The sequence below is a fragment of the Frateuria flava genome (assembly GCF_017837635.1).
Classification (GTDB): Bacteria; Pseudomonadota; Gammaproteobacteria; order Xanthomonadales; family Rhodanobacteraceae; genus Frateuria_A; species Frateuria_A flava.
Window position 1 is genome coordinate 254325 of record NZ_JAGJRS010000013.1, and the last position, 23473, is coordinate 277797.

20 protein-coding genes are annotated in these 23473 nt (G+C 70.2%); 6 read left to right on the forward strand and 14 right to left on the reverse strand.

Annotated elements, in window-relative coordinates; genetic code table 11:
* Window positions 1-46 precede the first annotated feature (46 nt).
* Complete coding sequence (locus J7I44_RS06445; RefSeq protein WP_209617646.1) at window positions 47-706, reverse strand: hypothetical protein; 660 nt, start codon at window positions 704-706, stop codon at window positions 47-49.
* Window positions 707-711: 5 nt separating this feature from the next.
* A complete protein-coding gene (gene trpE / locus J7I44_RS06450; RefSeq protein ID WP_209617649.1) occupies window positions 712-2187 on the reverse strand; it encodes an anthranilate synthase component I in 1476 nt (491 codons plus the stop codon).
* Window positions 2188-2306: 119 nt separating this feature from the next.
* Here trpE and J7I44_RS06455 point away from each other — a divergent pair, with 119 nt between their 5' ends.
* Complete coding sequence (locus J7I44_RS06455) at window positions 2307-3254, forward strand: pilin (protein WP_209617650.1); 948 nt, start codon at window positions 2307-2309, stop codon at window positions 3252-3254.
* A gap of 188 nt (window positions 3255-3442) precedes the next feature.
* Here the strand turns inward: J7I44_RS06455 and J7I44_RS06460 are convergent, their stop codons facing one another.
* From J7I44_RS06460 to J7I44_RS06490, 7 genes are all read right to left on the reverse strand, one after another.
* A complete protein-coding gene (locus J7I44_RS06460) occupies window positions 3443-5458 on the reverse strand; it encodes an ATP-binding protein (RefSeq protein WP_209617652.1) in 2016 nt (671 codons plus the stop codon).
* Between the two features lie 27 nt (window positions 5459-5485).
* A complete protein-coding gene (locus J7I44_RS06465) occupies window positions 5486-6043 on the reverse strand; it encodes a hypothetical protein (protein WP_209617654.1) in 558 nt (185 codons plus the stop codon).
* On the reverse strand, window positions 6040-6729 hold the full coding sequence (gene pdsR / locus J7I44_RS06470) for a proteobacterial dedicated sortase system response regulator (protein ID WP_209617656.1): 690 nt from the start codon (window positions 6727-6729) through the stop codon (window positions 6040-6042). The genes J7I44_RS06465 and pdsR overlap by 4 nt, the downstream gene beginning before the upstream one ends.
* A 619-nt stretch (window positions 6730-7348) precedes the next feature.
* The gene (locus J7I44_RS06475; RefSeq protein ID WP_209617658.1) at window positions 7349-8125 is read right to left on the reverse strand and encodes a sel1 repeat family protein; all 777 of its coding nucleotides are present in this window, start codon (window positions 8123-8125) and stop codon (window positions 7349-7351) included.
* A 280-nt stretch (window positions 8126-8405) separates the two neighbouring features.
* A complete protein-coding gene (gene rpe / locus J7I44_RS06480; RefSeq protein WP_209617660.1) occupies window positions 8406-9074 on the reverse strand; it encodes a ribulose-phosphate 3-epimerase in 669 nt (222 codons plus the stop codon).
* A 145-nt stretch (window positions 9075-9219) separates the two neighbouring features.
* Entirely contained in the window at window positions 9220-10023 is an 804-nt protein-coding gene (djlA, locus tag J7I44_RS06485) for a co-chaperone DjlA (protein WP_209617662.1), read from the reverse strand.
* Window positions 10020-10331, reverse strand: coding sequence for a c-type cytochrome (locus J7I44_RS06490; protein WP_209617678.1), 312 nt, complete (start codon window positions 10329-10331; stop codon window positions 10020-10022). Before J7I44_RS06490 ends, djlA begins: the two co-directional genes overlap by 4 nt.
* Before the next feature lie 175 nt (window positions 10332-10506).
* Here J7I44_RS06490 and J7I44_RS06495 point away from each other — a divergent pair, with 175 nt between their 5' ends.
* From J7I44_RS06495 to J7I44_RS06505, 3 genes are read left to right on the forward strand one after another with little or no spacing between them, the layout of a single operon-like run.
* Window positions 10507-11403 carry a phosphoribosylaminoimidazolesuccinocarboxamide synthase gene (locus J7I44_RS06495; protein WP_342451876.1) on the forward strand — a complete coding sequence of 299 codons (897 nt, stop codon included), beginning with the start codon at window positions 10507-10509 and terminating at the stop codon, window positions 11401-11403.
* 21 nt (window positions 11404-11424) lie between these two features.
* A complete protein-coding gene (locus J7I44_RS06500) occupies window positions 11425-11895 on the forward strand; it encodes an Mpo1 family 2-hydroxy fatty acid dioxygenase (RefSeq protein ID WP_209617681.1) in 471 nt (156 codons plus the stop codon).
* Window positions 11896-12303, forward strand: coding sequence for a hypothetical protein (locus J7I44_RS06505; RefSeq protein WP_209617684.1), 408 nt, complete (start codon window positions 11896-11898; stop codon window positions 12301-12303).
* A gap of 61 nt (window positions 12304-12364) precedes the next feature.
* Here J7I44_RS06505 and J7I44_RS06510 read toward each other — a convergent pair whose 3' ends face one another.
* Window positions 12365-14440: a hypothetical protein gene (locus J7I44_RS06510; RefSeq protein ID WP_209617687.1), complete on the reverse strand. Its 2076-nt coding sequence runs from the start codon at window positions 14438-14440 to the stop codon at window positions 12365-12367.
* Between the two features lie 101 nt (window positions 14441-14541).
* Window positions 14542-15864 (reverse strand): APC family permease, encoded by a 1323-nt coding sequence (locus J7I44_RS06515; RefSeq protein WP_209617689.1) that lies wholly within the window; start codon window positions 15862-15864, stop codon window positions 14542-14544.
* A gap of 336 nt (window positions 15865-16200) precedes the next feature.
* On the opposite strand from J7I44_RS06515, the gene J7I44_RS06520 reads away from it, so the two are divergent.
* On the forward strand, window positions 16201-17145 hold the full coding sequence (locus J7I44_RS06520; RefSeq protein ID WP_209617692.1) for a putative bifunctional lysylphosphatidylglycerol flippase/synthetase: 945 nt from the start codon (window positions 16201-16203) through the stop codon (window positions 17143-17145).
* 407 nt (window positions 17146-17552) lie between these two features.
* Here J7I44_RS06520 and J7I44_RS06525 read toward each other — a convergent pair whose 3' ends face one another.
* Window positions 17553-19556, reverse strand: coding sequence for a protein-L-isoaspartate(D-aspartate) O-methyltransferase (locus tag J7I44_RS06525; protein WP_209617695.1), 2004 nt, complete (start codon window positions 19554-19556; stop codon window positions 17553-17555).
* 146 nt (window positions 19557-19702) lie between these two features.
* Here J7I44_RS06525 and dinB point away from each other — a divergent pair, with 146 nt between their 5' ends.
* Window positions 19703-20797, forward strand: a complete 1095-nt coding sequence (dinB, locus tag J7I44_RS06530) for a DNA polymerase IV (protein WP_209617712.1) — start codon at window positions 19703-19705, stop codon at window positions 20795-20797.
* 124 nt (window positions 20798-20921) lie between these two features.
* Here dinB and J7I44_RS06535 read toward each other — a convergent pair whose 3' ends face one another.
* Both J7I44_RS06535 and lpdA read right to left on the reverse strand, forming a co-directional pair.
* On the reverse strand, window positions 20922-21623 hold the full coding sequence (locus J7I44_RS06535; RefSeq protein ID WP_209617715.1) for a DUF6624 domain-containing protein: 702 nt from the start codon (window positions 21621-21623) through the stop codon (window positions 20922-20924).
* Window positions 21624-21655: 32 nt separating this feature from the next.
* Window positions 21656-23467, reverse strand: coding sequence for a dihydrolipoyl dehydrogenase (gene lpdA / locus J7I44_RS06540; RefSeq protein ID WP_245187964.1), 1812 nt, complete (start codon window positions 23465-23467; stop codon window positions 21656-21658).
* Between the last annotated feature and the right edge of the window lie 6 nt (window positions 23468-23473).

Below are 23473 nucleotides of genomic sequence, written 5' to 3' on the forward strand. Positions count from 1 at the left end.
AGCGGGCCGCGGTCGCAGGCCCTGCGACCTGCAACGGCCTGCGCAGTCAGTCGCCGTGGTGTTCCCGCGCGGGCGCCGGGAAGGCGAGCACCTGGTCGGTGTAGGTCTCCACCAGCGCGCTGAAGGGCCGGCCCTGCGCATCGACGAGCAGCGCGCGGTGCTGCAGCACCTGGTGCGGCACCGCGAGCGGGCGCGGGCCGACCGGCGGCAGGCCGCGTGTTTCCCATTCGACCGGCAGCGGCGACCACAGCAGCTGCGCCGACAGCGTGCGACGGCTAAACCGCAGCGGCGCCACCACCTTGCCGAAGGGCGTGTCGCTGGTGTCGAGCTGGCGGTTCATCGCGTCGGTGAGGCGACCGGCCACGTACCAGTTGTCCGCTTCCGACACGACATGCTCGCCGCAGGCCAGTTGCACGCTGCGGTAGCGCACCGGCACGTCCTGTGCTAGGCCGAGCGCGCGGCGCAGGTCGTCGGGCAACAGCTTGGCCGCGTCGCGATCGCGACGCGCATGGACAGTCGGCGGGTCGGCCAGATGGTGTGCCTGGCACCAGCGCTCCAGCGTCAGCGTCGCGCTCGGGTGGCTGAGCAGGTCGGCGTTGAGCGTCTGCAGCAGCGCCAGTGCTTCGACGCGCGCGAGCGGGGTATCCGGCCAGGTCGGCGCGGCTGCCGTGGCCGCACCGGCGAAAGCGGCCAGCGCGAGCGCCATGCGCCTCACAGCCCCTTGGCCGCCTGCGCCACCGCGCGGAACAGCGCGCGGCCCTTGTTCATGGTCTCCTCCCACTCCGCCGCCGGGTCGGAGTCGTAGACGATGCCGGCGCCGGCCTGCACGTGCAGGCGACCGTCCTGGATCACCGCGGTGCGGATCGCGATGGCGGTATCCGCGTCGCCCCACCAGCCGATCCAGCCGATCGCGCCGGCGTAGATGTTGCGCTTGTAGGGTTCGAGCTCCTGGATGATCTCCAGCGCGCGGATCTTCGGTGCGCCCGACAGCGTGCCGGCCGGAAAGGTCGCCTTGAGCACGTCCATGTAGGACAGCCCCGGGCGGGCGCTGCCCTGCACCTGCGAGACGATGTGCATGACGTGCGAGTAGCGCTCGATCACGAACGATTCGCTCACCTCGACCGTGCCGGTCTCGCTGATGCGGCCGATATCGTTGCGGCCCAGGTCGATCAGCATGACGTGCTCGGCACGTTCCTTCGGATCGGCGAGCAGCTCGGCTTCCAGTGCCGCATCCTCTTCGTCCGTGGCGCCACGTTTGCGCGTGCCGGCGAGCGGGCGCACGACCACCTTGCCGTCCTTCAGGCGTGCCAGGATTTCCGGCGAGGAACCGACGATCTGCGTGTTGCCCACATCGACGAAATACATGTACGGCGAGGGATTGAGCGCACGCAGCGCGCGGTACACGTCCACCGGCCGCGCATTGAAGCCGACGCTCAATCGCTGCGAGGGCACTACCTGGAAGATGTCGCCGGCGCGGATGTATTCCTTGGCCTTCTCCACCATCGCCTCGAACTCGGCCTTGGTGAAGGAGGACTTGAAGTCGCCTTCATCCAGCGCAGTGGACTGGGTCAGCTGCGGGTAGGCCGCGCCGCCCTGGCGCAGGCGGTAGACCAGCGCGTCGAGGCGGCGCTGAGCCTGCGCGTAGGCCTGTGGTTGCGACGGGTCGGCGTGCACGATGAGGTACAGGCGGCCCTTGAGGTTGTCGAAGACGGCGACCTCTTCGGCCAGCATCAGCAACACGTCGGGCGTGCCCAGCTCGTCGGGCCGGTCCCACTGCGCCAGGCGCGGCTCGATGTAGCCGATCGTCTCGAAGCCGAAATAGCCGACCAGGCCACCGGTGAAGGCCGGCAGCTCGGGCAGGCGCGGTACCGAATACTGCGCGCGGAGCGTCTCGATCTCGCCCAGCGGATCATCGAGATGGCGGCGCTCGACGATCTCGCCGGCGTCCTCGACTTCCAGCTCGTGGCCGCGCAGACGGTACACGCGCCGGGCCGGCAGTCCGATGATCGAATAACGGCCCCAGGTGGCGCCGCCCTCGACCGATTCGAAGAGGAACGTGTACGGGCCGTCGGCAAGCTTCAGGTACACCGACAGCGGCGTGTCGAGGTCGGAGAACACCTCGCGCACCAGCGGAATGCGCGTATGCCCTTGGGCGGCCAGCGCGTCGAATTGGTCTCGGGAGATCACGGGCTCAAGAATCGATGGGGGCGGCCCATCACGATAGCAGTCCATTCGCCGCCGGGCACGATCGCTTGCGGCGTTCGGAGTGGCGCGCTTAATCTGCGCCCCGGACAGGGGGAAAAACGATGGAACGCACCGATACGATGCCCGACCTCGTGGACCGGGACGCGGGGCAGTGGCACAGGGAAGTGGCCGATCGCGCCTCCCTGCCGACGCCGCCTTCGATGCACTGGGGCTGGGTGTTCCTGCTCAGTGTGGTCACGCTGGGCATCTTCGCCATCGTCTGGTCGTTCATCCAGGCCAACTGGGTGCGCCGGATCGACCCCGACAGCCGTGCCACGGCGATGATGGGCGCGGCGCTGACCTGCTATTTCGTCGGCTACTTCCTTGCCGCCAACGGCGCACCGCTCGACGAAGACGCGCCGGCGACCACCATGGAACGCCTCGGCTGGCTGCTGGAGCTGGTCTATGTGCTGCTCTTCCTGGGCGCCTATTTCGCGATGGCCGGGACGATCCGCCGGGTGATGGCGGGCTACCGGGTCCCCATGCGCATCGGCGGCATCACGCTGTTCTTCTTCAACACGCTTTACCTGCAGGGGCAACTGACCTGGCTGGCCCGCTGGCAACAGACCGGCCAGAGCCGATCCAGGCCGCCCAAGCTGGTGTTCTGGCTGGTCATGGTTGTGCCTTTCGCCGCCATCGTGTTGGCAATCGCGGGGCCCGCTTACCAGGCCTACGTGATGCGCGCGCAGGTAGCCAGCGCGCTGCTGCAGGCCGAACCGCTCAAGCAGCAGGTGCTCGATGCGATCGGCCGCAACCGCGCCTGGCCGCAGGACAACAGCGAGGCCGGGCTGAAGGAAGCCGGCGCCTACGCCAGCGCCAACCTGGCCGGCTTCGAGGTCCAGGCCATGGAGGAAGGCACGGCGCTGGTCACCACCTTCGGCGGCAACGCCCCCGCGCCTCTGCGTGGCAGGCAACTGGCCTTCATTGCCGAGGGCCACGACGGCGTGATCAGCTGGACCTGCGAGAGCCCGGACATCGACCCGAGCTACCTGCCGGCCGAGTGCCGCTAGCCTGGGGATTCGACCGGGCTTCGCATGGGTGCGCGAAGGCAATGCCCAGGACGGCGATCGTTGCGGAAGCAAAGGGCGTTCGATGGCCCATGCGCCGGCCAGGCTCGAGCGCCCAATGGACCAGCGAGGTCGGAACCAAGGGCGGCTTCCATACCTCCCGGTGACGTATTCGCCCGGGCGCCGGGCAACTACAGGCGCTGGCGCGACATGTTGCGCAGGCGCAGGGTGAAGGCCACGCCGCTGCCGTCTTCCAGGTTGCGCGCGCTGGCGTGCCCGCCGTGGCGTTCGGCGACCAGGCGCACTACGTAGAGCCCTAGTCCCAGGTGCGGCGCTTCGCCCGGGGTGGCCTTGTCGCGCAGGCTGACCAGCGAGTCGAACAGGCGCGCCTGCATCGCCGCCGGCAGGCCCGGGCCCTGGTTGGCGAGGGTGATCTCGGCGCCGTCATCGCAGGCGCTGAGGACCAGCCGCAACCAGCCGTCAGCCGGGGTGAACGAGAGGGCGTTGTCGAGCAGCTTGTCCAGCGCCTGGGCGAGCAGCTCCGGGGCGCAGTGCATCGGCAGCGGCGTGTCGGGCAGTTCGCAGGCCAGCGTGCGCGTGCCCACCAGCGGGCGGTAGGCCTCGGCGCAGCCGCGCACCACTTCGCGCAGGTCCACGTCCTCGGCTTCGGCGGCGGCGATCGCACGTTCCATGCGGCTGGCCTCGCTCATCGCGCGCACCAGCGTACCCAGGCGGGCCACGCCATCGCGGGCGCGTTCCAGGTAGGGCCGCGCGTCGGGAGGCACCGGCGCATGGGCCTCCAGCGCGTGCTCCAGGTTGTCCAGCGAGCTCTTGACGATGGCCAGCGGCGTGTTGAGTTCGTGCGAGAGCTTGGAGGCCAGCGTGCGCAGGTAGTCGGTATAGCCCCCCACCGCCTCGAACAGGCGCTCGAAGCTGCGCGCCAGGTCGCCGATCTCGTCCGGCGCGGCGGTCAGCGGGAAACGCCCCTGGGCGAAAAGGCCGTCCAGACGTCCATCGGCCAGTTGTGCGCGCTCGGCCGCATCACGCAGGCGGCCCAGGCGCAGGCTCAGGCGCGTGGCAAACCAAAGCAAAATACCGCCGGCCACCAGCAGCACGCCGAAGCTGGTCAGCAGCAAGGTGAGCAGCGCGCGGTTGGCCAGCAACGGCACGGTGGTGCTGGCCTGTTCGAGCAGCAGCACGCCGCGTACCTGGCCGGGCGCGCCGATCGGCACCGCCGCCGCCAGCACGACGCTGGCGCGGGTTTCACCGTCACGCCAGGCGGTAGCCGGATCGCCCGCGCGGGCACGGGTGATCTCCGGAAGGTCCAGGCGCGGGGCGTCCTGCGTCCACGGCGCGGCGTCCTCGACGGGATTGGCCAGCAGCGCGCGGTAGACCAGCGCGGCGAACCAGCCCGGCTGCGGACCAGCCGCCTGCAGGCGGCCGCTCTGCGCCAGCAGCCAGCCGGTCGGCGCCAGCACGCGGGCACGGGTGTCCTCCGGCGCCAGCCGGGCCAGTTCCTGCGCCAGCGCCGGGGAGTAGTGCCACAACGGGCGCAACTCGACTGCCAGCGGGTCGCCGCCGGCGGAGGCGTCGTACAGGCCCAGGCCGAGCCGGTCCACGATCAGCGGTCGCGGAAGGCGCAGCTCGAGGCGCCAGCCGCCGCCGTCCTCCTGCCACTGGCCGACCAGGCGGTCGGGCCAGTCGGCGACCGGCGGATCGAGCAGGCGTGCGGTGAAGGTGCCCGGCGCGGCGCTGGCCAGCAGGTAGCGCAGGTGCGTGTCGCCGCGTTGCAGTTCGAGGACGAGGTGATCGGCGTGCAGTGCGCCGGGATCGTCGGCATCGGCGCGGACCCGCTTGATGCCGCGTTGCTGCACGTAGAGATAGAGCCCACCGGCATCTTCCGCGAGCAGCACGCTGCCGCGCGGCCCGAGCGGCTGGCTCCAGGGCGTAAGGGGCGCCCAGTCGTCGCCGTAGCCATCGATCGTGATCGGCGTGCCGGCCTGCTCGACGTACCAGCCCTGCGGCTGCTGCGGCAGGGTGGCGCCGGTCGCCACCAGGCTGCGCGCCACCGCGCGCGCGGAGGCGGTGAGCGCCTGCGCCTGGCCTTCGCGCAGCAGGGTCTCCATCTGCCGCACGTACAGCCAGCCGGCCACCGGCAGGGCCAGCGTGCACAGGGCGACCAGCAGCAGTTTGCGGCGCAGGTTCATCGCGCGAGCCTAGAGCGGAGCCGCGGCCTAGCGCGACGTCCCGGCCCGGTAGCGGGTGCCGACCACCACGCCCATGAAGGCTTCGAGCAGTGCGGCGCGCTGCGGGTCGGCGTCCTTGAAACTCATCGACCAGCTCAGGCGGATGCCGGCGCGCTTGCCCGGATCGCAGAAGACCACGGCATCGTCGACCTGGTCGCTGCCCTGGAACACCAGCGCCTCGCAGGGCATGCCCTGGTGGCGCACGGGAAAGCGCCCGACTTTTGCCGCCGGGTCGCGCTGCAGGTAGTGCTTGCGATCGGCATCGAGCTCGGCATCCAGGCTGGCGAGCTTGCGCGGCCAGACGTTGAGCACCATCACGCCATAAGGCTCGCCGGTCCACTCGCCTCGGTAAATGACTTCGGTGACGCCGATCGCGCGGGCGTAGGTGCAGCAATCGGCGGTCCAGCCCACCGGCGTGGGCGCGCGCAGGGTCCAGCCGGGAATGGCACCGTCGGGCTTGCCTGTGGCGGTCGCCTCGCCCGGGACGTCGGCGGCAGCGGCCGCGCCTGCGAAAACCAGCAACAGGACAACGAGCAGGCGCTTCACGGCTTCCACCGGTAACCCACGCCGTGCACGGTTTCGATCGCGTCGAAGTCCGGCGCCACCGCGACGAACTTCTTGCGGATGCGCTTGATGTGCGAGGTGATGGTGGCGTCGTCCACCACCAGTTCGGCCTCGCGCATCAGCTGGTCGCGGTTCTTCACATGGCCGGGGAAGCGCACCAGCGTGTGCACCATCCAGAACTCGGTGACGGTGAGCGGGATCTCCGCGTCGTTCCAGGTGATGCGCATGCGCTCGGACTCGAGTTTGAGCGGCCCGTGCGCGATCACCGTTTCGCTGGAGGCGGGCACCTTCAGCGATTCGATCCGCCGGAACAGCGCCGCGATGCGCGCGGCGAGCTGGTGCAGGCTGGTGTCCTTGGACAGGTAGTCGTCGGCGCCCAGGCGCAGCCCGGATATCACGTCGAAATCCGAGTCGCGCGCGGTGAGGAAGATGATCGGCAGCGTGGCCGATTTCGCGCGCAGCTCGCGGCACAGATCGAAGCCGCCTTCGGGCTCGTCGCCCAGGCCGATGTCGATGATCACCAGTTCCGGCAGTTTCATGCCGAAGGCGGTGGACGCCTCCTGCCGCGAGCCGTAGCCGCGCGTGTCGTAACCGAAGCGGGTGAGCGCCTCGACGTAGTTGGCGCGGATGAGCGGTTCGTCTTCGACGATAGCAATGCTGCGGCCCATGGCGATCAGTCTCCCTGTGGTGGCGCGCAGCGTGCTATGCGCATCGCCGCGACGCAAGGAGCCTGGCGCGACTGCCCGCGTTTTGCCCGATCCGGTCCGCGCTTCGCCCGGTCGATGCCGCGGCGCGCGCCCGGCAGGGCGGTTCCATGGAGCCGTCACCGGAGAGATGCCATGAGCAGCACCACCGCCAAACCCGACTCCAACGCCGAACTGCGCCACTTCGAACCCCTGCGCGTGGTGCTGGCCCTGGGCGCCCTGCTGCTGGGGCTGGTGATGAGCATCCACTAAAGGAGATGGCGCCATGAGCTCCGATGATGTCGACCCGTTTGCCGTGGAAGGCGTCGAGGCACCCGTCGCGCAGGGAAGCGCGGCGGGTGCGGGCCAGGAGCCGGATCCGGACTGGCGACCGCTCTGACGCACCGCGGGACGCTGCAACGCCCCTCCGTTAGCCAGCCGTTCCTTTCCCCTCCTTGCGAGGGGATTTTTTTGCACTGTTCAACCAGCGACGCGCCTCCAGCCGTTCACGATGGAGGCTTCTTCAGAAGTGCCCGAAGCCGTCGCCGCCACGAAGCGAGGGAGTCCACCGCATCACCGGGACTTTCCCAGGAATTCTGCAAGGCTATGGCTCGGCCTGATCGCGAACCGGCGAGAGCGGACCCACGGTGACGTGTCCTTCCAGGCCCTCGAACAAGCTGCCGGCAAAGCCGTCCAGACGATGGACCACAACGCTGGCCTGTGCCCCACCCGGGCAGCCGGTGGAGAGCTGGAATGGCGAGAGGGTGGTATCACGGGACGGCGTGGGAATGGGTGCGATGTCGCGTTGCGTGAGGCCGGCAATGCAGACCTGGCGACCGGACGTCTGCAGGCCGGCCAGCCGGTCGCGTTCATGCCGGTAACGCCGCTCGGCACGCCGGGCGGCACGGGCATCGCCGTAGGTGGGCAGCATCGCCCTCCACAGACGGCCGGCCTGGACCTGCTCCGCCGGCGTGGCCTGCTGCCAGGCCGAACGCAGCACGGCCTGATAGTTGGGGTCACGACGCTCGGCTGCCAGTCCGAGCCAGGCCAGTCCCCGCGCCCGGTCGCGCGCGACGATGTCACCGTTGAAGTAGCCGACCCCCAGCGTGAACTGTGCCGGCTTGCTGCCCCAGGCGGCCGCCAGCTTGAGCATGCCCACGCCGCTGGCGTCGCGGTGGTTGGCCAGGTCACGGGCGCCCACGCAGTAGTAGTAGACGCCGGGAAGGAAGCGCTCCAGCCCCGGCGCACAGCCGAGTTTGCCGAGCTCGGCCAGGGTGATCGGCGCCTCCGCGCCCGTGCTGGCCGGCGGGGTCGGCGCGCCGGCGCGCGCGACCTGGGCGGCGAGCCCGAAAACGAGGCAAAACAGCAGGTTCCGTGCCATCGTCCGTGTCTCCTTGTGACTGCACCCTCGCCGGCCCAGTGTGATGGAAACGTGGCGCCCGGCCCGAGGCACGGGTCGAAATTTTTTTGCTCCGGGCGCGGAACCAACCGCCGACGGGCGGGTCTTGCTGTAGTGGCGGGCGTCGTCCATTGCCGTGGATACGCCGCCGCCTTCCGGCGGTGGCGTCCAGGCGCCCGCTCTGGTGGACTCCTCAACGCGTCCCATTCCGACGACGCTTTTATCCCGGTGCAGGACCTGCGCCGGGATTTTTCTTTGTGGGTCAGGTGATCGCCTGACGCATGGCAGCGATCATCTGCGCGTAGTCCGGCGCACCGAAAATGGCCGAGCCCGCCACGAACGTGTCGGCGCCTGCCGCGGCGATCTCGCCGATGTTCGCGGCGCTCACGCCGCCGTCGACTTCCAGCCGGATCGCGCGGCCGCTCTCGTCGATGCGTCGGCGCACCTCGCGCAGCTTGGCAAGCGCCTCCGGGATGAACTTCTGCCCGCCGAACCCGGGGTTGACCGACATGATCAGCACCAGGTCGAGCTTGTCGAGCACGTGGTCCAGCCAGTTGAGCGGCGTGGCCGGGTTGAACACCAGGCCAGCCTGGCAGCCGGCGTCGCGGATCACGCCGAGGGTGCGGTCGACGTGTTCGCTGGCTTCCGGGTGAAAGCTGATCAGGCTGGCGCCCGCCTTGGCGAAATCCGGCGCGATGCGGTCGACCGGCCTGACCATCAGGTGCACGTCGATCGGCGCGCTGATGCCGTAGTCGCGCAGGGCCTTGAGCACCATCGGTCCCATGGTGAGGTTGGGCACGTAGTGGTTGTCCATCACGTCGAAGTGCACCCAGTCGCCACCGGCGGCGAGCACCCGGGCGGTGTCCTCGCCCAGCCGGGCGAAGTCGGCGGAGAGGATGGAAGGGGCGATGACGGGGGGCTGTTTGCTCATGGGGCGGGATTCGGGAGTCGGGATTCGGGATTCGGGGCCGGGAGTCGCCAGCCTGGATTCGGGTTTGCGCTCGGACAAGAGTAGCCGCATCAAGGCGTGAGGGCCCCGGTGACAACGAATCCCGAATCCCGACTCCCGAATCCCGCTATTTGAAACCTTTCTCGGCCTTGATGCGCTCGTATGCCGCGTTGATCTCGCTCGCGCGGGATTCGGCGCGCTTGCGCATGTCCTCGGGCAGGTCGCCCAGGCGGTCGGGATGGTGTTCGGAGATCAGCTTGCGGTAGGCGCGCTTGATGGCGCGCTCGTCGGCGCTGCGGGTGATGCCCAGTACCGTGTACGGGTCGGGTCCGTGCGTATTGCGGTGCGGCGGCACGTAACCACCGCCGCCGGGCCCGCGCCGGCGGTCGCCCGCGGCGGCGTTCCAGGCGTAGCCCTTCATCGCCATCAGCGCCATCAGTTCCATGTCGCTGATGCGCAGGGCGAACGCGAGCTGGCGCAGGATCGCCATCTTTTCCGGCGGCGGGTTGCCTTCGGCGAGCACCGTCTCGATCACCACGTCCAGCACCGGGAAGGCGTGGTCGCGGCGCATGCCCACCCACTGGCGCAGGCCGTCGATCGCGGGGGTGACGTCAAACTCCGGCTGCTTGCCGCGGTTGAAGCTGGCGATGGCCTGGCGGCGCTGCTCGTCGATCAGGCCCATGCGGGTCATCATGCGTTCGGCCACCGCGATCTCCGCCTCGGACACGCGTCCGTCCGACTTGGCGACCGCGCCGAGCAGGGCGAACAGCGGGCCGTACAGGCCATCCATCTGCGGCGCCGCGCGGTAGCGCTGGCTCTGGCGCAGGCTGTCGATGACGAAGCCGATCACCGCGCCGACGATGGCACCAGGCAGGCCGTGGCCGAGGATCAGGCCGACGAACGCCAGGATCAGCGTGGAGGAAAGGTTCATGGCTGCGCCTGCGGCGCCGGCGCCTGCGCGCTGTACCAGCGCGCCAGCGCGTCCAGCTCGGCGTCGCTGACCGGGCCGACCGCCGCGCGCATCACCGCCGCGTCGCGGCGGCCGTCGCGGTACTGCGCCAGCGCGTTGCGCAGGTAGTCCAGCCGCTGCCCGGCCAGGTTCGGCGCACCGGGCATCTGCGCGATGCCGATCTCGCCGTGGCAGGCGGCGCACAGGCCCAGGCGGGCTGGACGGGCGGGGCCGGCGGCAAAGGCTGGCAGGGCGGCGGCCAGGAGCGCCGCGAACAGGACGAGTCGCATCGGCAAGGCGTGGGGCGAGATGGGTTCCCGGGAAGCGCGATTCTAGCAGCGCGGCACCGCGGGCCTCGGCAACCGTGGCGGACCTGCGCCCAACACCCGCGATGGCGGGCGGAAGCCCACCCCACGGCGACTCGCTAGAATAGGCCGCTTCCCACCTCCGACGGCGGATCGTCCCGTGCCCACCACCCTGCTGCAATCGAACCTGCCCGGCCTGGACCTGATCCATCGCGGCAAGGTGCGCGATGTCTACGCACTGTCCGACGACCGCCTGCTGATCGTCGCCACCGACCGCCTGTCCGCCTTCGACGTGGTGCTGCCCGACCCGATCCCCGGCAAGGGCGAGATGCTCACCCAGATCTCCAACTTCTGGTTCGACAAGACCGCGCACATCATCCCCAACCACCTGCTGCAGGTGCCGCTGGGCGAGGTCCTGCCCGAGGGCACCGACCTGTCGCTCTACGCCGGCCGCGCGGTGGTCACGCGGCGGCTGAAGCCGGTGCCGGTCGAGGCGATCGCGCGCGGCTACATCATCGGTTCGGGCTGGAAGGACTACCAGGCCACCGGCACCCTCTGCGGCATCGCGCTGCCGCGCGGACTAAAGCAGGCGCAACAGTTGCCCGAACCGATCTTCACCCCCTCGACCAAGGCCGCGGTGGGCGACCACGACGAGAACGTGAGCTTCGACGCGGTGGTGAACGCGGTCGGCCGCGAGCTGGCCGAGCAAGTGCGCGACGCGACCCTGGCTATCTACCGCTGGGCGGCCGACTACGCGGCCGACCGCGGCATCATCATCGCCGACACCAAGTTCGAGTTCGGCACCGACGCCGACGGCAAGCTGTACGTGATGGACGAGATGCTCACGCCCGATTCGTCGCGCTTCTGGCCGGCCGACGAGTACCGCACCGGGATCAGCCCGCCGAGCTACGACAAGCAGTTCGTGCGCGACTATCTGGAGACGCTCGAATGGAACAAGAAGGCCCCCGGCCCGAAGGTGCCCGCCGAGGTGATCGAGCGCACCCGCGCCAAGTACGCCGAGGCGCTGGAGCGGCTGGCCGGCATCCGGCTCGACTGATCCGCTGACGAGGATGAACCGATGCGCACGATGCAAAGCTGGCTCGACGGCTACAGCGCCGACCACCGCAACCGGGTCAACCAGGTGATCCACTGGATCTGCGTGCCGCCGATCGTGTGGACCGTGGTGGCGCTGCTGTGGACCGTGCCGGTGCCCAGCGCCTTCCTGAAGCCGGGCGCATGGGCCGTGTTCGCGATGGTGCTGGCGTTCGCCTGGTACTGGAAGCACTCGCACCGCCTTGGTGGCGCGCTGCTGGTCGCCTTCGTCGTGCTGGCGCTGTTCACCGCGTGGCTGTTCGACGTACTTGGCCCGGTGCGGCTGCGCTGGGTCGCGCTCGCGGTGTTCGTGCTGGCGTGGATCGGCCAGTTCGTGGGCCACAAGTTCGAGGGCCATCGGCCCAGTTTCCTCACCGACCTGTCCTATCTGCTGGTCGGCCCGGCCTGGCTGATGGAGAAGTTCCTGCGCCGGCTCGGCTTCAAGGCCCACGACTAGATGCAAACCCTGCTTACCCTGCTCAGCACCCTGCTTTGGTGGGTGCTGTACGGCTCGATCGTCGCGCTGTTCGCCAGCCTGGTCGCGTGGCCGGTGCTGCGCTGGAGCGAGCGCAGCAACGTCGTGTTCAACCGCGTGTATTTCGCCTGCCTGCTGTGGAGCCTGTTTGGGCTGCTGCTGGTGGGCCTGGCGGCCGCGCACGAAGGAAACGTCCGACCGCCGTACGGGCCGCTGCTGGCCTCGCTGCCGCTGCGCCTGGCGCTGGTCGTGGACATGCTCGTCGGCGCACTGCTGTTGTGGCGACTCACGCCCCGCGTCGACGCCCGTCGCATCCGCCCGACCAGCGCCTGCATGGCGATGGCGGCGGTGACTGCCGTGGCCTTTGGTCTCGCAACCAGCCTGGCGTAAATCGTAGGGTGGGCTTCAGCCCACCGCTTTTCGCCAAGTTGCCGGTGGGCTGAAGCCCACCCTACGGCGCGGTCGCCGCAGCGTTTGCGCTGCCCACGGCGAGAACGAATCCGTCGAACGGAATATCGGTGATGCCGACCAGCCCGAAGTGCGCGTTCTCGCCGTCGAGCAGGCGGCCGGTGACCGGCTGGTCGGCGTACTGGAACCAGTGCGCGCCGACGATCGCCGGATCGGCGGCGGCCGCCGCGAGGAAACGGGCGTAGGCCTCGCCACGCTGGGCCTCGTTCCAGACCGGCACCGGGCCGGCACCGAACGGGCCGCGGTCGGTCGAGCCGAAGGAGAACTCGCTGACCAGCACCGGCTTGTCGAGCTGGTGCAATCGGTCCAGATCCATGCCGTGCTGCGGCAGGTCGGCGTAGACGTTGATGCTGATCACGTCGCACCAGCGGGCGCAGGCGGCGACCGCCTCGGGGGTGCGCACGGCGAAGCGGCCGCCGAGGAAAAGGTGGTGCGGGTCGTGCCGGCGCAGCGCCTGCGCGACGGTGCGGAAGTAGCGCTCGGCGTAGGCGCGCAGCCAGGCACTGTAGTCCTCGGCGATGGCCGGATGCGCCTCGTCCGGCAACGGCGCCTGGAACCCGGCCGGCTCCAGCGCCTCCCAGCGCGTCACGCCGATGCCCCACGCCACGCCCAGGCGCAGGGCATCGCCATACTTGCGCTTGAGCGTGGCGAGGAAGGCCTGCTTGGCGGGGCTGCGCGGGTCGCCGCGCAGCGTGCCGATGGCCAGCGCCCAGCGGCCCTGCGGCCCGGGCGCGGCCCAGGCCAGTTCGTTGTCGGCGAAGTAGCCGAGCAGCCAGTGATCGTCGCGCACACCGTCCGTGGCGGCGGCGACGGCACGTTCGGTCGCAGCCTCGAAGCGCGGGTCGAACGGATCGGGCATGCGGCCCCACCAGTCGTAGCCGGTGGCGACGTTGGCGTAGTCGCCGGCGATGTTGATCGAGCGCGTGTAGGCCAGGCCGTGCCCGCGTGCGATCGCCTCGTCGCTCCAGTTGCCCAGCGTGTTGAAACCCCATGCGGCCAGGCGCTGGCGCGCGCGTGTGCGCCAGGCTTCGCGCCAGCCCGCCCCGTCCACGCGGTAAAGGTTGGCTACGTAGAAGTCGAACCAGCGGCCGTGGTCGTAGGCCATTCCGCTGGACGCGCCCGTATCGCGGCGGCTGTCGCCCTCGCCGTAGAACGTATCCCGGGGGCCTTTGGCCGGCGGCAGGTCGTTGAACATCCACTCGCGGCCCTGTACGTAGCTGCGCCCGCCATCGGCCACCACCGCGTTGACGCCCAGCGAGAAGAACGGCTGGCCGTCCGGCGCCACCAGTTGCCAGCGACCGTCGCGCTTGCGCGTGTGGAACCAGCCGGGCGCCTCCGTGAGTGGGTTGCCTTCGTGCCCCCGCGCGACTGCCTCGGCCAGCTGCGTACGCTCGCGCGCATGAGCGGTGCGCAAGGCGGCGTCACTGTCGATCTTCTCCGGCCATTGGCCGCGCGTGTACTGGCCGTAGCGGTCGACGATGCCGGCGTAGGCGGCGTGCAGCGTGGCGTCCGCGGCGACCTCGGCGTCGCCGATGCGCAGGATCTGCTCGGCCTGCGGCGCAGGGATGGACAGGCGCACCGCGCGAATGGCTTGCAGGGCAGGCGCGCCTTCCACGGTCGTCGCCAGCACGATCCGCTGGCCAGCCAGTTCCACCGGCATCGGCGGCCCGGCCTGCATGCCGAAAGCGCGCGGCGAGACCGCGTGGAGCGGCACCACCAGGGTCTGCGCGGGGCCAGCGGGCAGGCCGACCGTCGCCGTCAGGTGCGCGCCTGCCGTGCCTTCGATGTCGACCGACAGCGTGACGGCCCAGGGCATCGCGTTCTGCACGCGCAGGCGCCATTCGCCCGTCCCGCGCCAGGGCCGTGCCGGCGCCAGGCGCACATAGGGGTTCGCCGCAGGTTCGAACACATAGCGGCGCAGGGTGTCTCCGGCAGCCTGCTCCGATCCGCCAGCGCGGACGTGGGACAGCTCGACCTGGACGGCCGCGCGCGGGTCGGGCGAGGTCGCGCGACATGCAATGGACACGGCCAGGCAAACCAGCGCAAAGCACATCTTCATGGCGACCTCGAACCTTCGCAGGAGCGCACCCTGTGCGCGACCGGGACGCCCGCGCTCGCGCACAGGGTGCGCTCCTACCGTGTTCCTGGCGTGTTCGCGCCCTAGGCCCCGCTGCGTTCCAGCCAGCGCCAGCCGTAATACGCCGGAATACCGCACGCGATGATCACCAGGCTCATGCCGGCATCGGCCGGGTTGTGGATGGCGGTGGCGCCGATCACGCACAGCACGGTGACCACGAAGATCATCGGCAGCCACGGATAGAACGGCACACGGTAGGGCGAGGGCTCGGTCAGGTAGCGGCGGTACCAGAACAGCGTGGCGATGCTGCAGGCGTGCGCCAGCCACTCGCCGACCGTGGTGTAGTCCAGCAGCTGGTTGAAGCTACCCGAGATCGCCAGCACGATCGCCCACGCGCCGAGCGTGGCCAGCGCCACCTGCGGCGCGCGGCTCTGCGGCTCGATACGGCCGACGGCGGAGAAGAACATGCCGTCGGCGCCCATCGTCTGCAGCACGCGCGCGCCGCCGGCGATGGCGATGTTGCAGTAGCCGAAGGTCGAACAGGCGATGCCCAGCGCCATCAGCGTGGCGCCGCGTTCGCCCAGCAGCTTGTGCATCACGTCGGCCGCCGGCGCGGTGCTGAACGCCAGGCCGGCGTGGCCCAGGCCGGCCAGGTAGGCGAAGTTGGCCAGCACGTAGGCGATCATCACGCCGGCCATGCCCAGCCCCAGCGCCAGAGGCAGCGTGCGCTGCGGGTTGCGCACTTCGCCGGCCAGGTCGTTGAGGTAGTGGAAGCCGCCGTAGGTGAACAGCACCGGCAACAGCGCACCGAACAGTGCGCCCGCCGGCACGTCGCGGCCGGGATCGACCGCGAGCGACACGCCCAGGTGGCCATCGGCCAGCACGACGCCAGCGACCACCAGCAGCACGATGGCCGCCAGCTTCAGCAGCGTGAAGATGTTCTGCACCCACGCGCCGGCGCGGATGCCGAACAGGTTCACCCCTACGATGAAGGCGATCGCGCCGGCCGCCACGGGCTTGATGTACAACAGCGACAGCCCGAGCGCCGCGCAGAAATACTGCGCGAAAATCGTCGCCACCGCGGCCACGCTGCCGGGATAGTTGATCAGCGCCATCGTCCAGCCGAACAGGAACGCCGGCAGCTGGCCAAACGCTTCGCGCAGGTAGATGTAGCTGCCGCCGGCCTGCGGCCGCCGCGCGCCCAGCTCGGCGTAGCTCAGCACGCCGGTCAGCGTCAGCAGGCCGCCGACCACCCACAACGCCAGCAACTCCCAGCCCGAGCTGGTGCGCTGGGCGAGTGTGGAGGGCGTACTGAAGATGCCCGCGCCGATCACGCCGCCGATGACGATCATCGCCGCGTCCCAGGTGCCCAGGCGGCGCAGGTAGGTGTTCGATTCGGTGCTCATGCGTGGGTGGGCATCGTCGGCGGCGGAAGCGGCAACGATAGCGTGAGTTGCCGCCCGGGTTCAGCCGGTGGCGCACGCGGCCGGTGGTCCCTGCGGGCGCAATTGTGCAGAACCGCCGGTTGTCCCGCCTCGCGCTGCGCAAGCCGCGCGGTCGCGCACCAGTGCGCTCCTGCAGGGAATGGGTGGGTGTCCAGGCTCGGAACAGACCTCGGCCGGCCCGCTGGCTGAGGCTCGACGCTCGACCGCTGCGAAGGAGGCGGCGGAAAGCCGCTACGCTTGAGCGCATGACGAACCCGCACCCGCGGCCCCTTGCGCATGCGCCGTAAGGTTGCGCCGATGTCCTCCCTGCCCTCCTCCCTCCCGCGTCGCTGGCTGCGCGCGCTGTCCTGGCTGGTTTCCTTGCTCCTGCTCGCGCTGGCGGCCTGGCTGCTGCACCGGTATCTGGGTGCGATGCGCTGGCGCGACGTGGCGACGGCACTGAAGCAGCTGCCGCGCATGCACGTGGCCGGCGCCGTGCTGGCGACGGCGGTCAGCTTTGCGATGCTGGCCACCTTCGACGTGCTGGCCGCGCGCAGCGTGGCGCCTGCGCGGGCATCGACGAGGCTGGCGGCTTTCGCCGGCTTCGCCGCGCACGCGCTGTCCAACACGCTCGGCTTCCACGCCTTCACCGGCGGCGCGGTGCGCTACCGCGTCTATGCCAGCGCGGGGCTCGGGGCCGGCGACATCGCGCGCGTGGTCGCCCTGGCGAGCCTGGGCGTGGGGCTGGGCTACGGTGTCCTGGGGGCGGCCGGCCTGTTGATGGAACCGGCGATCGCCGCGGGCTGGGGACGCGCCGCGGGTGCCGCCATCGTGCTGTTGCTGGCGGCCCTGGTCGTGTGGCTGGCGCGGCCTCACAGCCTGCGCGCGGGTCGCTGGTCGATCGTTTTGCCGGGCTCGGGCGCAGCCCTTTTGCAGATGCTGGTCGGCGGCGTGGAGATGAGCGCGGCGATCGGCGCGATGTACCTGGTGCTGCCGCCGGAGGTCGCGCCGTCGTTCGCGGATTTCGTGCCGATCTACCTGGCCGCGCTGCTGGCCGGCATCGTCAGCCATGCGCCCGGCGGCCTGGGCGTGTTCGAGGCGATCCTGCTCGGTGCGTTTCCCGCCCAGGCGCGTGCGGACGTGCTGGCCGGGCTGCTTTGCTACCGGCTGGTCTACAACCTGCTGCCGTTCGGCGTGGCGGCGCTGGCGCTGGGCCTGTTCGAGTCGCGCCGGCGCAAGGCCCGGTCAGCATCGGCTTCGTGACGTGGGCACTGGATTGTCGTTCTAGCGGCGTTCGTCCGTGGCCTGGCTCGCCTGCCGCGGGCTTGCGATCGCCTGCCCGCGCTCGTCGCTTTTTCTTTGCGGCCCCGAAAAGGAGCAACCAGGAGCAGCGGCCCGGCTGGGCACGGAGTGGCCAAGAAGCCAGGTGCCTGTGCGCTTTGCCTGGTCAGTCCCTTGCTCTTGGAGCAGCTGCCGCCGCGGGCGCCCGGTAGCTGAGGCAAGGACACTCGCGGGCGTGTGTGTGCATGCGCCGCACTTGGCTCCCTCTCCCCTCCGGCGAGAGGGCTGGGGTGAGGGGCCGGGGCTCGCGGGAGATGCCGGTTGAGCCAGTTCCTGTTTGTCCCTTGCCGCGCCTGGCGACGATCGCACCGAGGCGCTCGAGCGTTCGCTCAAAGGCCGAACGGCCAGGTTTCCGCGGCACCGGCGCGTGGCTCTTCCCCCAGCGGCTCGACCGCGTGGGTTTCGTCGAACCAGGTGTAGCCGTCGAACTGGCGCGGCATCGAGCACTCGACGTAGTGGCTCCAGCGCTCGGTGTCCGGGCGGTAGATCACGCCAATGAAGCGCTCCAGCCGGCCGCGGGCCAGGCGCCCGCACAGTTCGCGGTTGGCGTTTCCGCGCAGGTCGAGCAGGCAGCGCGGCTGGCCGGCGTCGTGGAACAGGCGCTCGTAGCTGTCCGGGCGCGAGGGTTTGACGTCCATCACCTTCATCGGCTCGCCCCAGTCGTCCGCCGCGGCCACCGTGCCGGTGTGCGTGCCGAAACCGAGCAGCACCGCGTCGTCGCCGAAGCGCTGGCGGCAGAGCTGGCCGAGGTTCAACTCCTCGCGCACCTGGCCCATCTCCGTGTGGCGCGCGTCGCCGATGTGCGAGTTGTGCGCCCACACCACCGCCTTCGAGCGCGGACCGCCGGCGGCCAGCAGGTTTTCCAGGGTCTCGAACATGTGGCTGTCGCGCAGGTTCCACGACTCGGCCGAGCCGTAGTACATGGCGCGGTAGTACGCCTCCGCGTTGCTGACCAGGCGCGCGTTCTGCGCCGCGTCCAGGAAATGCTCGCCGTCGGCCTGCGCGTATTCCATGCGCCGCGAGAGCAGTTCGCGCAGCATCTGCACCACCGCCTTCTCGCACAGCGGGTAGCCGGCGTTCAACGCCATGCGGCCGTACTGCGCCGGCTCCTTGCTCCAGGGCATCAGGCAGCCATAGCGATGGCGGGCGACCTGCGCGGTTTCCGGGTCGACCTTGTCCAGGTAATCGATCACCGCGCGGATCGAGCTGTCCAGGCTGTACAGGTCCAGCCCGTAGAAACCGGCCTGCCTGGTGGCCGGCTTGTCCGCGTTGTAGTCGCGCAGCCAGTCGATGAAGCGGGCGACGTCACGGTTGCGCCACATCCAGGTCGGGAAGCGCTGGAAGATCGGTTCCTCGTGCGCAGCCGGGCGTCCGCGCACGTAGCGGTCCAGCACGGCCGCATCCGGCCAGTCGCCCTCCACCGCGACGATGCCGAAGCCGTGCGCCTCGATCAGCCGGCGCGTGATGGCCGCGCGGGCGCGATAGAACTCGCTGGTGCCGTGGCTGGCCTCGCCCAGCAGCACGACGCGTGCATCACCGTAGCGGTCGAACATCCGACCGAAGGCCGGGTCATCGAGGTCCGGCAATGGCTCGACGGCCGCGCGGATCAGCCCTGCGAGGCCGACGCCATCGGCCGGCGCCCGCATCGCGACCGGCTCCATGCGCGGCGTGCCGCTGGCGTCCTGCTCGCTCCACCCGTAGCTGCCGACCAGTGGCACGAAGCGCACCTCGTCCAGTGGCTCCTCGTCGAAGCGGTCCTCCGCCACGCGGATGACCTTCACCAGACGCTGCCGGTAGAGCGCCCCGCCTACCGGCATCACCAGCCGCCCGCCGATGGCCAGTTGCCGGCGCAGCACGTCCGGCACCGCCGGGCCGCCGGCCGCCGCGATGATCGCGTCGAACGGCGCCGCCTCCGGCCAGCCGCCGCTGCCGTCGCCCACGCGCAGGCGGATGTTGCGGTAACCCAGTGCATCGAAGCGCTGCTGCGCGAGGTCGGCGAGCTCCGCGTGGCGCTCGATCGCGTGCACGCTCGCGGCGATGGCCGCCATCACCGCCGCCGCATACCCCGAGCCTGCGCCGATCTCCAGCACGCTGTCGCTCGGGCGCAACTGGGCCGCTTCGAGCATGCGCGCGACGATGAACGGCTGCGAGATGGTCTGCCCGGCCTCGATCGGCAGCGGCGAGTCCTCGTAGGCGAACTCGTGCAGGCTGCCGCCCACGAACGCCTCGCGCGGAATTGTGCCCATTGCCTCCAGCACCCGCGCGTCGCTGATGCCCCGCCCGGCCAGCTGGCGCTCGACCATGCGCTGGCGCTGTTCGGCGAAATCATTCATGGCGGGCCTCCGACTTTACGCGAGCACGCTAGTCCGGCCGCTATCAATCGCGTGTCAAACCGCGCATGTGCCGATGACGCGGGCGACGGCCGCTCGCAAGCCGCCGCTCGCCTAGAATGGGCGCCAGGCATCCCCGGCTACCCAGCGTGTCCCCTTCCCCGCGCAAGATCCTGCACATCGACATGGACGCGTTCTATGCGTCGGTGGAGCAGCGCGACGATCCGTCGTTGCGCGGCAGGCCGGTGGTGGTGGCGTGGCGCGGCGCACGCTCGGTGGTGTGCGCGGCCAGCTACGAGGCGCGCGTGTTCGGCGTGCGCTCGGCCATGCCGGCGGTGCGCGCGGAGCGGCTTTGTCCGCAGGCGGTGTTCGTGCCGCCGGATTTCACCCGCTACAAGGCGGTGTCGCGGCAGGTGCGCGCGATCTTCGCGCGGCACACCGACCTGATCGAGCCGCTGTCGCTGGACGAGGCCTACCTGGACGTCACCGCCAGCAAGAGCGGCCTGGCCTCGGCGACCGCGACGGCCGAGGCGATCCGCGCGGCGATTCGGCAGGAAACGGACCTGACCGCCTCCGCCGGCGTGGCGCCGAACAAATTCCTGGCCAAGATCGCCTCGGACTGGCGCAAGCCCGACGGGCTGTTCGTGATCCGCCCGCACCAGGTCGAGGCCTTTCTCGCCCCGCTCGCGGTCGGCCGCCTGCCGGGCGTGGGCAAGGTCATGGAAGGCAGGCTCGCGGCCATGGGCGTGGCCACCGCGGCGGACCTGCGGCGGCTGGGTGAAGCGGAGCTGGAACAACGCTTCGGCCGCTGGGGCCGGCGCCTGCATCAGCTTGCCTGGGGCATCGACGACCACCCGGTTCAGCCGGACCGGCTCACCCTGCAGGTGTCCTCGGAGGACACCTTCGAGCACGACCTCACGCTGGACGAGCTCGAACCGCACATCCACCGCCTCGCCGAGAAGACCTGGGCCGGGCACCAGCGCGAGCAGGGACGCATCGCGCGCACCATCGTGCTCAAGCTCAAGACCGCCGATTTCCGCACGCTGACCCGCAGCCTGTCGCCCGCCACCCTGCCCGACTCGGCGCACGCGCTGGCCGAGCTCGCCTGCGCGCTGCGCGCACGGGTGGACCGTCCGGTCAACACGCGCTACCGGCTGGTCGGCGTGGGCCTGGCCGGCTTTGTCGATCGCGACGACTTTGCCGCGCAGCGCGACCTGTTCGAAACCGTCCGGACACCCGACTGACCAGCGAGCGTGACCGCGTCTGGAATTCGCAGGGTTCGGCTGGCGTCGGCGGCTCGGGCGGCGATCGGGAAACCCGCCGAAGCTGGCTGGCCGGCCCCGACGGGGCCAGGCAGTTCGGGTCGATTTACTGCGCCACCGGCAGGGCGTAGGAGGCGCCCAGGACGCAGCGGTAGATCGCCAATGGCATCAGCCCGGCGGAAGCGCGGCGGGCGTCCAGTCCCGCTTCATCCTCGACCGGCTGCATCGCCAGCGCGCCGCTCGCATCGGGCTTGAACTGGGTGCCGTAGCGCTGCGGCTTGCCCTGCGCCAGCAACACGCGGTCGGTGAGCATCGCCAGGTCCTGCTTGCGTACGCCGGCATCGGCGCCTCGCGCCTGCAGCGTGCGCAGCAGCTGGAGCTGGAATGCACTGTCGCGGTCGGCGTGCTGCGCCAGCAACCAGGCGTCGGCCATGCCCTGCGCTCCCACCTGTGCCAGGGTGGGAAAGCCCTGGCGCGCCACCACGCCCTTGAGCCAGGCGAGGTTGTCGCGATCGACCGCCAGTACCGCCTGCATGGCGTCCTGGCTTGGCGTGCCCTGGGCCATCGCGGCGTCGCGCACGCGTGCGTCGGCCGCCGCGCGCACTGCCAGCGCCTCGCGCAACGTCGGTGCCAAGGCATGGCGGCCGCCATCCGCCTTCGCAGCCGCAGCATCCCCATGGGGATGCTGCTCTGCCCAGGCCGCCAGTCCGGGACAGGCTTTCATGAGGGCCGCGTCCGTGTCCGTGGCAAATCCGCCGACCGGCCATGCGGCCAGCAGGGTGAGCAGTACGACGCGTGCTCGATCCATGAGTCTTCCTGCGCGAGGCGCGACGTCCGCCGCTATTTTTTCTTCGGGATGTACAGGTCGGTGATCGTGCCTTCGTAGACCTCCGCCGCCATCGCGACCGACTCGCTCAAGGTCGGGTGCGGATGGATGGTCAGCGCGATATCGGCCGCCTCGGCGCCCATCTCGATGGCCAGTGCCAGCTCGGAGATCAGGTCGCCCGCGTGCGGGCCGACGATGCCGGCACCGACGACGCGGTGGGTTTCCTCGTCGAACAGCAGCTTGGTAAAGCCCTCGGTGCGGTCGATGCCGATCGCGCGGCCGGAGGCGGCCCACGGGAACTTGCCGACGCCGACCTTGAGGCCTTTTTCCTTGGCCTCGCGCTCGGTCACGCCCACCCAGGCGATCTCCGGATCGGTGTAGGCGACCGACGGGATCACGCGGGCGTCGAAGTGGCTCTTCTCACCCGCCACCACTTCGGCGGCGACGCGCGCCTCGTGGGTGGCCTTGTGCGCCAGCATCGGCTGGCCGACCAGGTCGCCAATGGCGAAGATGTGCGGCACGTTGGTGCGCATCTGCGAATCGACATTGATGAAGCCGCGTTCGCTCACGGCGACACCGGCCTTGTCGGCGCCGATCTTGCCGCCGTTGGGCGAACGGCCAACGGCGACCAGCACGCGGTCGAACACGGTGGTGTCGGGAAGGCTTTCGCCCTCGTAGCGGACCTCGATGCCCTTCTTCGTCGCCTTGGCCTCGACCACCTTCGTTCTAAGGTGCACGCCCTTGAGCTTGCCGCCCAGTCGCTTGGCCAGCGGCTTGACCAGGTCGGCATCGGCGCCGGGGATGAGCTGGTCCATGAACTCGACCACGGTCACTTCGCTGCCGAGGCCTGCGTAAACGGTGGCCATTTCCAGGCCGATGATGCCGCCGCCGACGACCAGCAGTTTCTTGGGGATCTCGGCAAGTTCCAGCGCGCCGGTGGAATCCATCACGCGCTCGTCGTCCCATGGGAACATCGGCAGGCGCACGGCCTGCGAGCCGGCAGCGATGATCGCCTGCTCGAAGCGGATCAGCTTCGTGCCCTCGGCCGTCTTTACTTCCAGCTCGTTAGGCGAGACGAAGCTGCCCGTGCCCTGCACCGTGCGCACCTTGCGCTGCCTGGCCATGCCGGCCAGGCCGCCGGTGAGCTTGCCGACCACCTGCTCCTTGAAGTGGCGCAGCTTGTCCAGTTCGATCTTCGGCTTGCCGAAGCTCACGCCGTGCGTGGCCATGGCCTCGGCTTCGTCGATCACCGCGGCGGCGTGCAGCAGCGCCTTGGACGGAATGCAGCCGACGTTGAGGCAGACGCCGCCGAGCGAGGCGTAGCGTTCGACCAGCACGGTATCGACGCCCAGGTCCGCGGCGCGGAACGCGGCGGTGTAGCCGCCGGGGCCGGAGCCGAGGACGACGAGTTTGCATTCGATGTCCGGCCGGCGGCCGGAATGGCTGGCAGCTTGCGGCGCCTTGCCTTCTCCCGTCGGGAGAGGATGCCGCTCAGGGGCGGGAGAGGGTGCGGCCGGAGCGGGAGCTTTCGCTTCGCCCGAACCCTCACCCCCGACCCCTCTCCCGGCGGGAGAGGGGAGCGAGTCGCTCGCCTCGAGGCTGAGGATCACCGCGCCCTCGGACACCTCGTCGCCGACTTTCAGCTTCACGTCCTTGACCACGCCGGCGGCGCTCGAAGGCACCTCCATCGTGGCCTTGTCCGACTCCAGCGTGATCAGGCTCTGTTCCTTCTCCACGCGGTCGCCGGCCTTCACCAGCACCTCGATCACCGGCACGTTGTCGTGGCCGCCGATGTCCGGAACCTTCACTTCGATCGTGTTCGCCATGGCCGC

Excerpts from the sequence above, each read along its gene's own strand:
- J7I44_RS06475 (WP_209617658.1), bottom strand. The coding sequence starts at position 8,125 with ATGGCACGGAACCTGCTGTTTTGCCTCGTTTTCGGGCTCGCCGCCCAG.
- J7I44_RS06455 (WP_209617650.1), top strand. The coding sequence starts at position 2,307 with ATGGAACGCACCGATACGATGCCCGACCTCGTGGACCGGGACGCGGGG.
- djlA (WP_209617662.1), bottom strand. The coding sequence starts at position 10,023 with ATGAACCTTTCCTCCACGCTGATCCTGGCGTTCGTCGGCCTGATCCTC.
- J7I44_RS06520 (WP_209617692.1), top strand. The coding sequence starts at position 16,201 with ATGTCCTCCCTGCCCTCCTCCCTCCCGCGTCGCTGGCTGCGCGCGCTG.
- pdsR (WP_209617656.1), bottom strand. The coding sequence starts at position 6,729 with ATGGGCCGCAGCATTGCTATCGTCGAAGACGAACCGCTCATCCGCGCC.
- J7I44_RS06490 (WP_209617678.1), bottom strand. The coding sequence starts at position 10,331 with ATGCGACTCGTCCTGTTCGCGGCGCTCCTGGCCGCCGCCCTGCCAGCC.
- rpe (WP_209617660.1), bottom strand. The coding sequence starts at position 9,074 with ATGAGCAAACAGCCCCCCGTCATCGCCCCTTCCATCCTCTCCGCCGAC.
- J7I44_RS06535 (WP_209617715.1), bottom strand. The coding sequence starts at position 21,623 with ATGGATCGAGCACGCGTCGTACTGCTCACCCTGCTGGCCGCATGGCCG.
- J7I44_RS06445 (WP_209617646.1), bottom strand. The coding sequence starts at position 706 with ATGGCGCTCGCGCTGGCCGCTTTCGCCGGTGCGGCCACGGCAGCCGCG.
- J7I44_RS06505 (WP_209617684.1), top strand. The coding sequence starts at position 11,896 with ATGCAAACCCTGCTTACCCTGCTCAGCACCCTGCTTTGGTGGGTGCTG.
- J7I44_RS06510 (WP_209617687.1), bottom strand. The coding sequence starts at position 14,440 with ATGAAGATGTGCTTTGCGCTGGTTTGCCTGGCCGTGTCCATTGCATGT.
- lpdA (WP_245187964.1), bottom strand. The coding sequence starts at position 23,467 with ATGGCGAACACGATCGAAGTGAAGGTTCCGGACATCGGCGGCCACGAC.
- J7I44_RS06525 (WP_209617695.1), bottom strand. The coding sequence starts at position 19,556 with ATGAATGATTTCGCCGAACAGCGCCAGCGCATGGTCGAGCGCCAGCTG.
- J7I44_RS06515 (WP_209617689.1), bottom strand. The coding sequence starts at position 15,864 with ATGAGCACCGAATCGAACACCTACCTGCGCCGCCTGGGCACCTGGGAC.
- J7I44_RS06500 (WP_209617681.1), top strand. The coding sequence starts at position 11,425 with ATGCGCACGATGCAAAGCTGGCTCGACGGCTACAGCGCCGACCACCGC.
- J7I44_RS06460 (WP_209617652.1), bottom strand. The coding sequence starts at position 5,458 with ATGAACCTGCGCCGCAAACTGCTGCTGGTCGCCCTGTGCACGCTGGCC.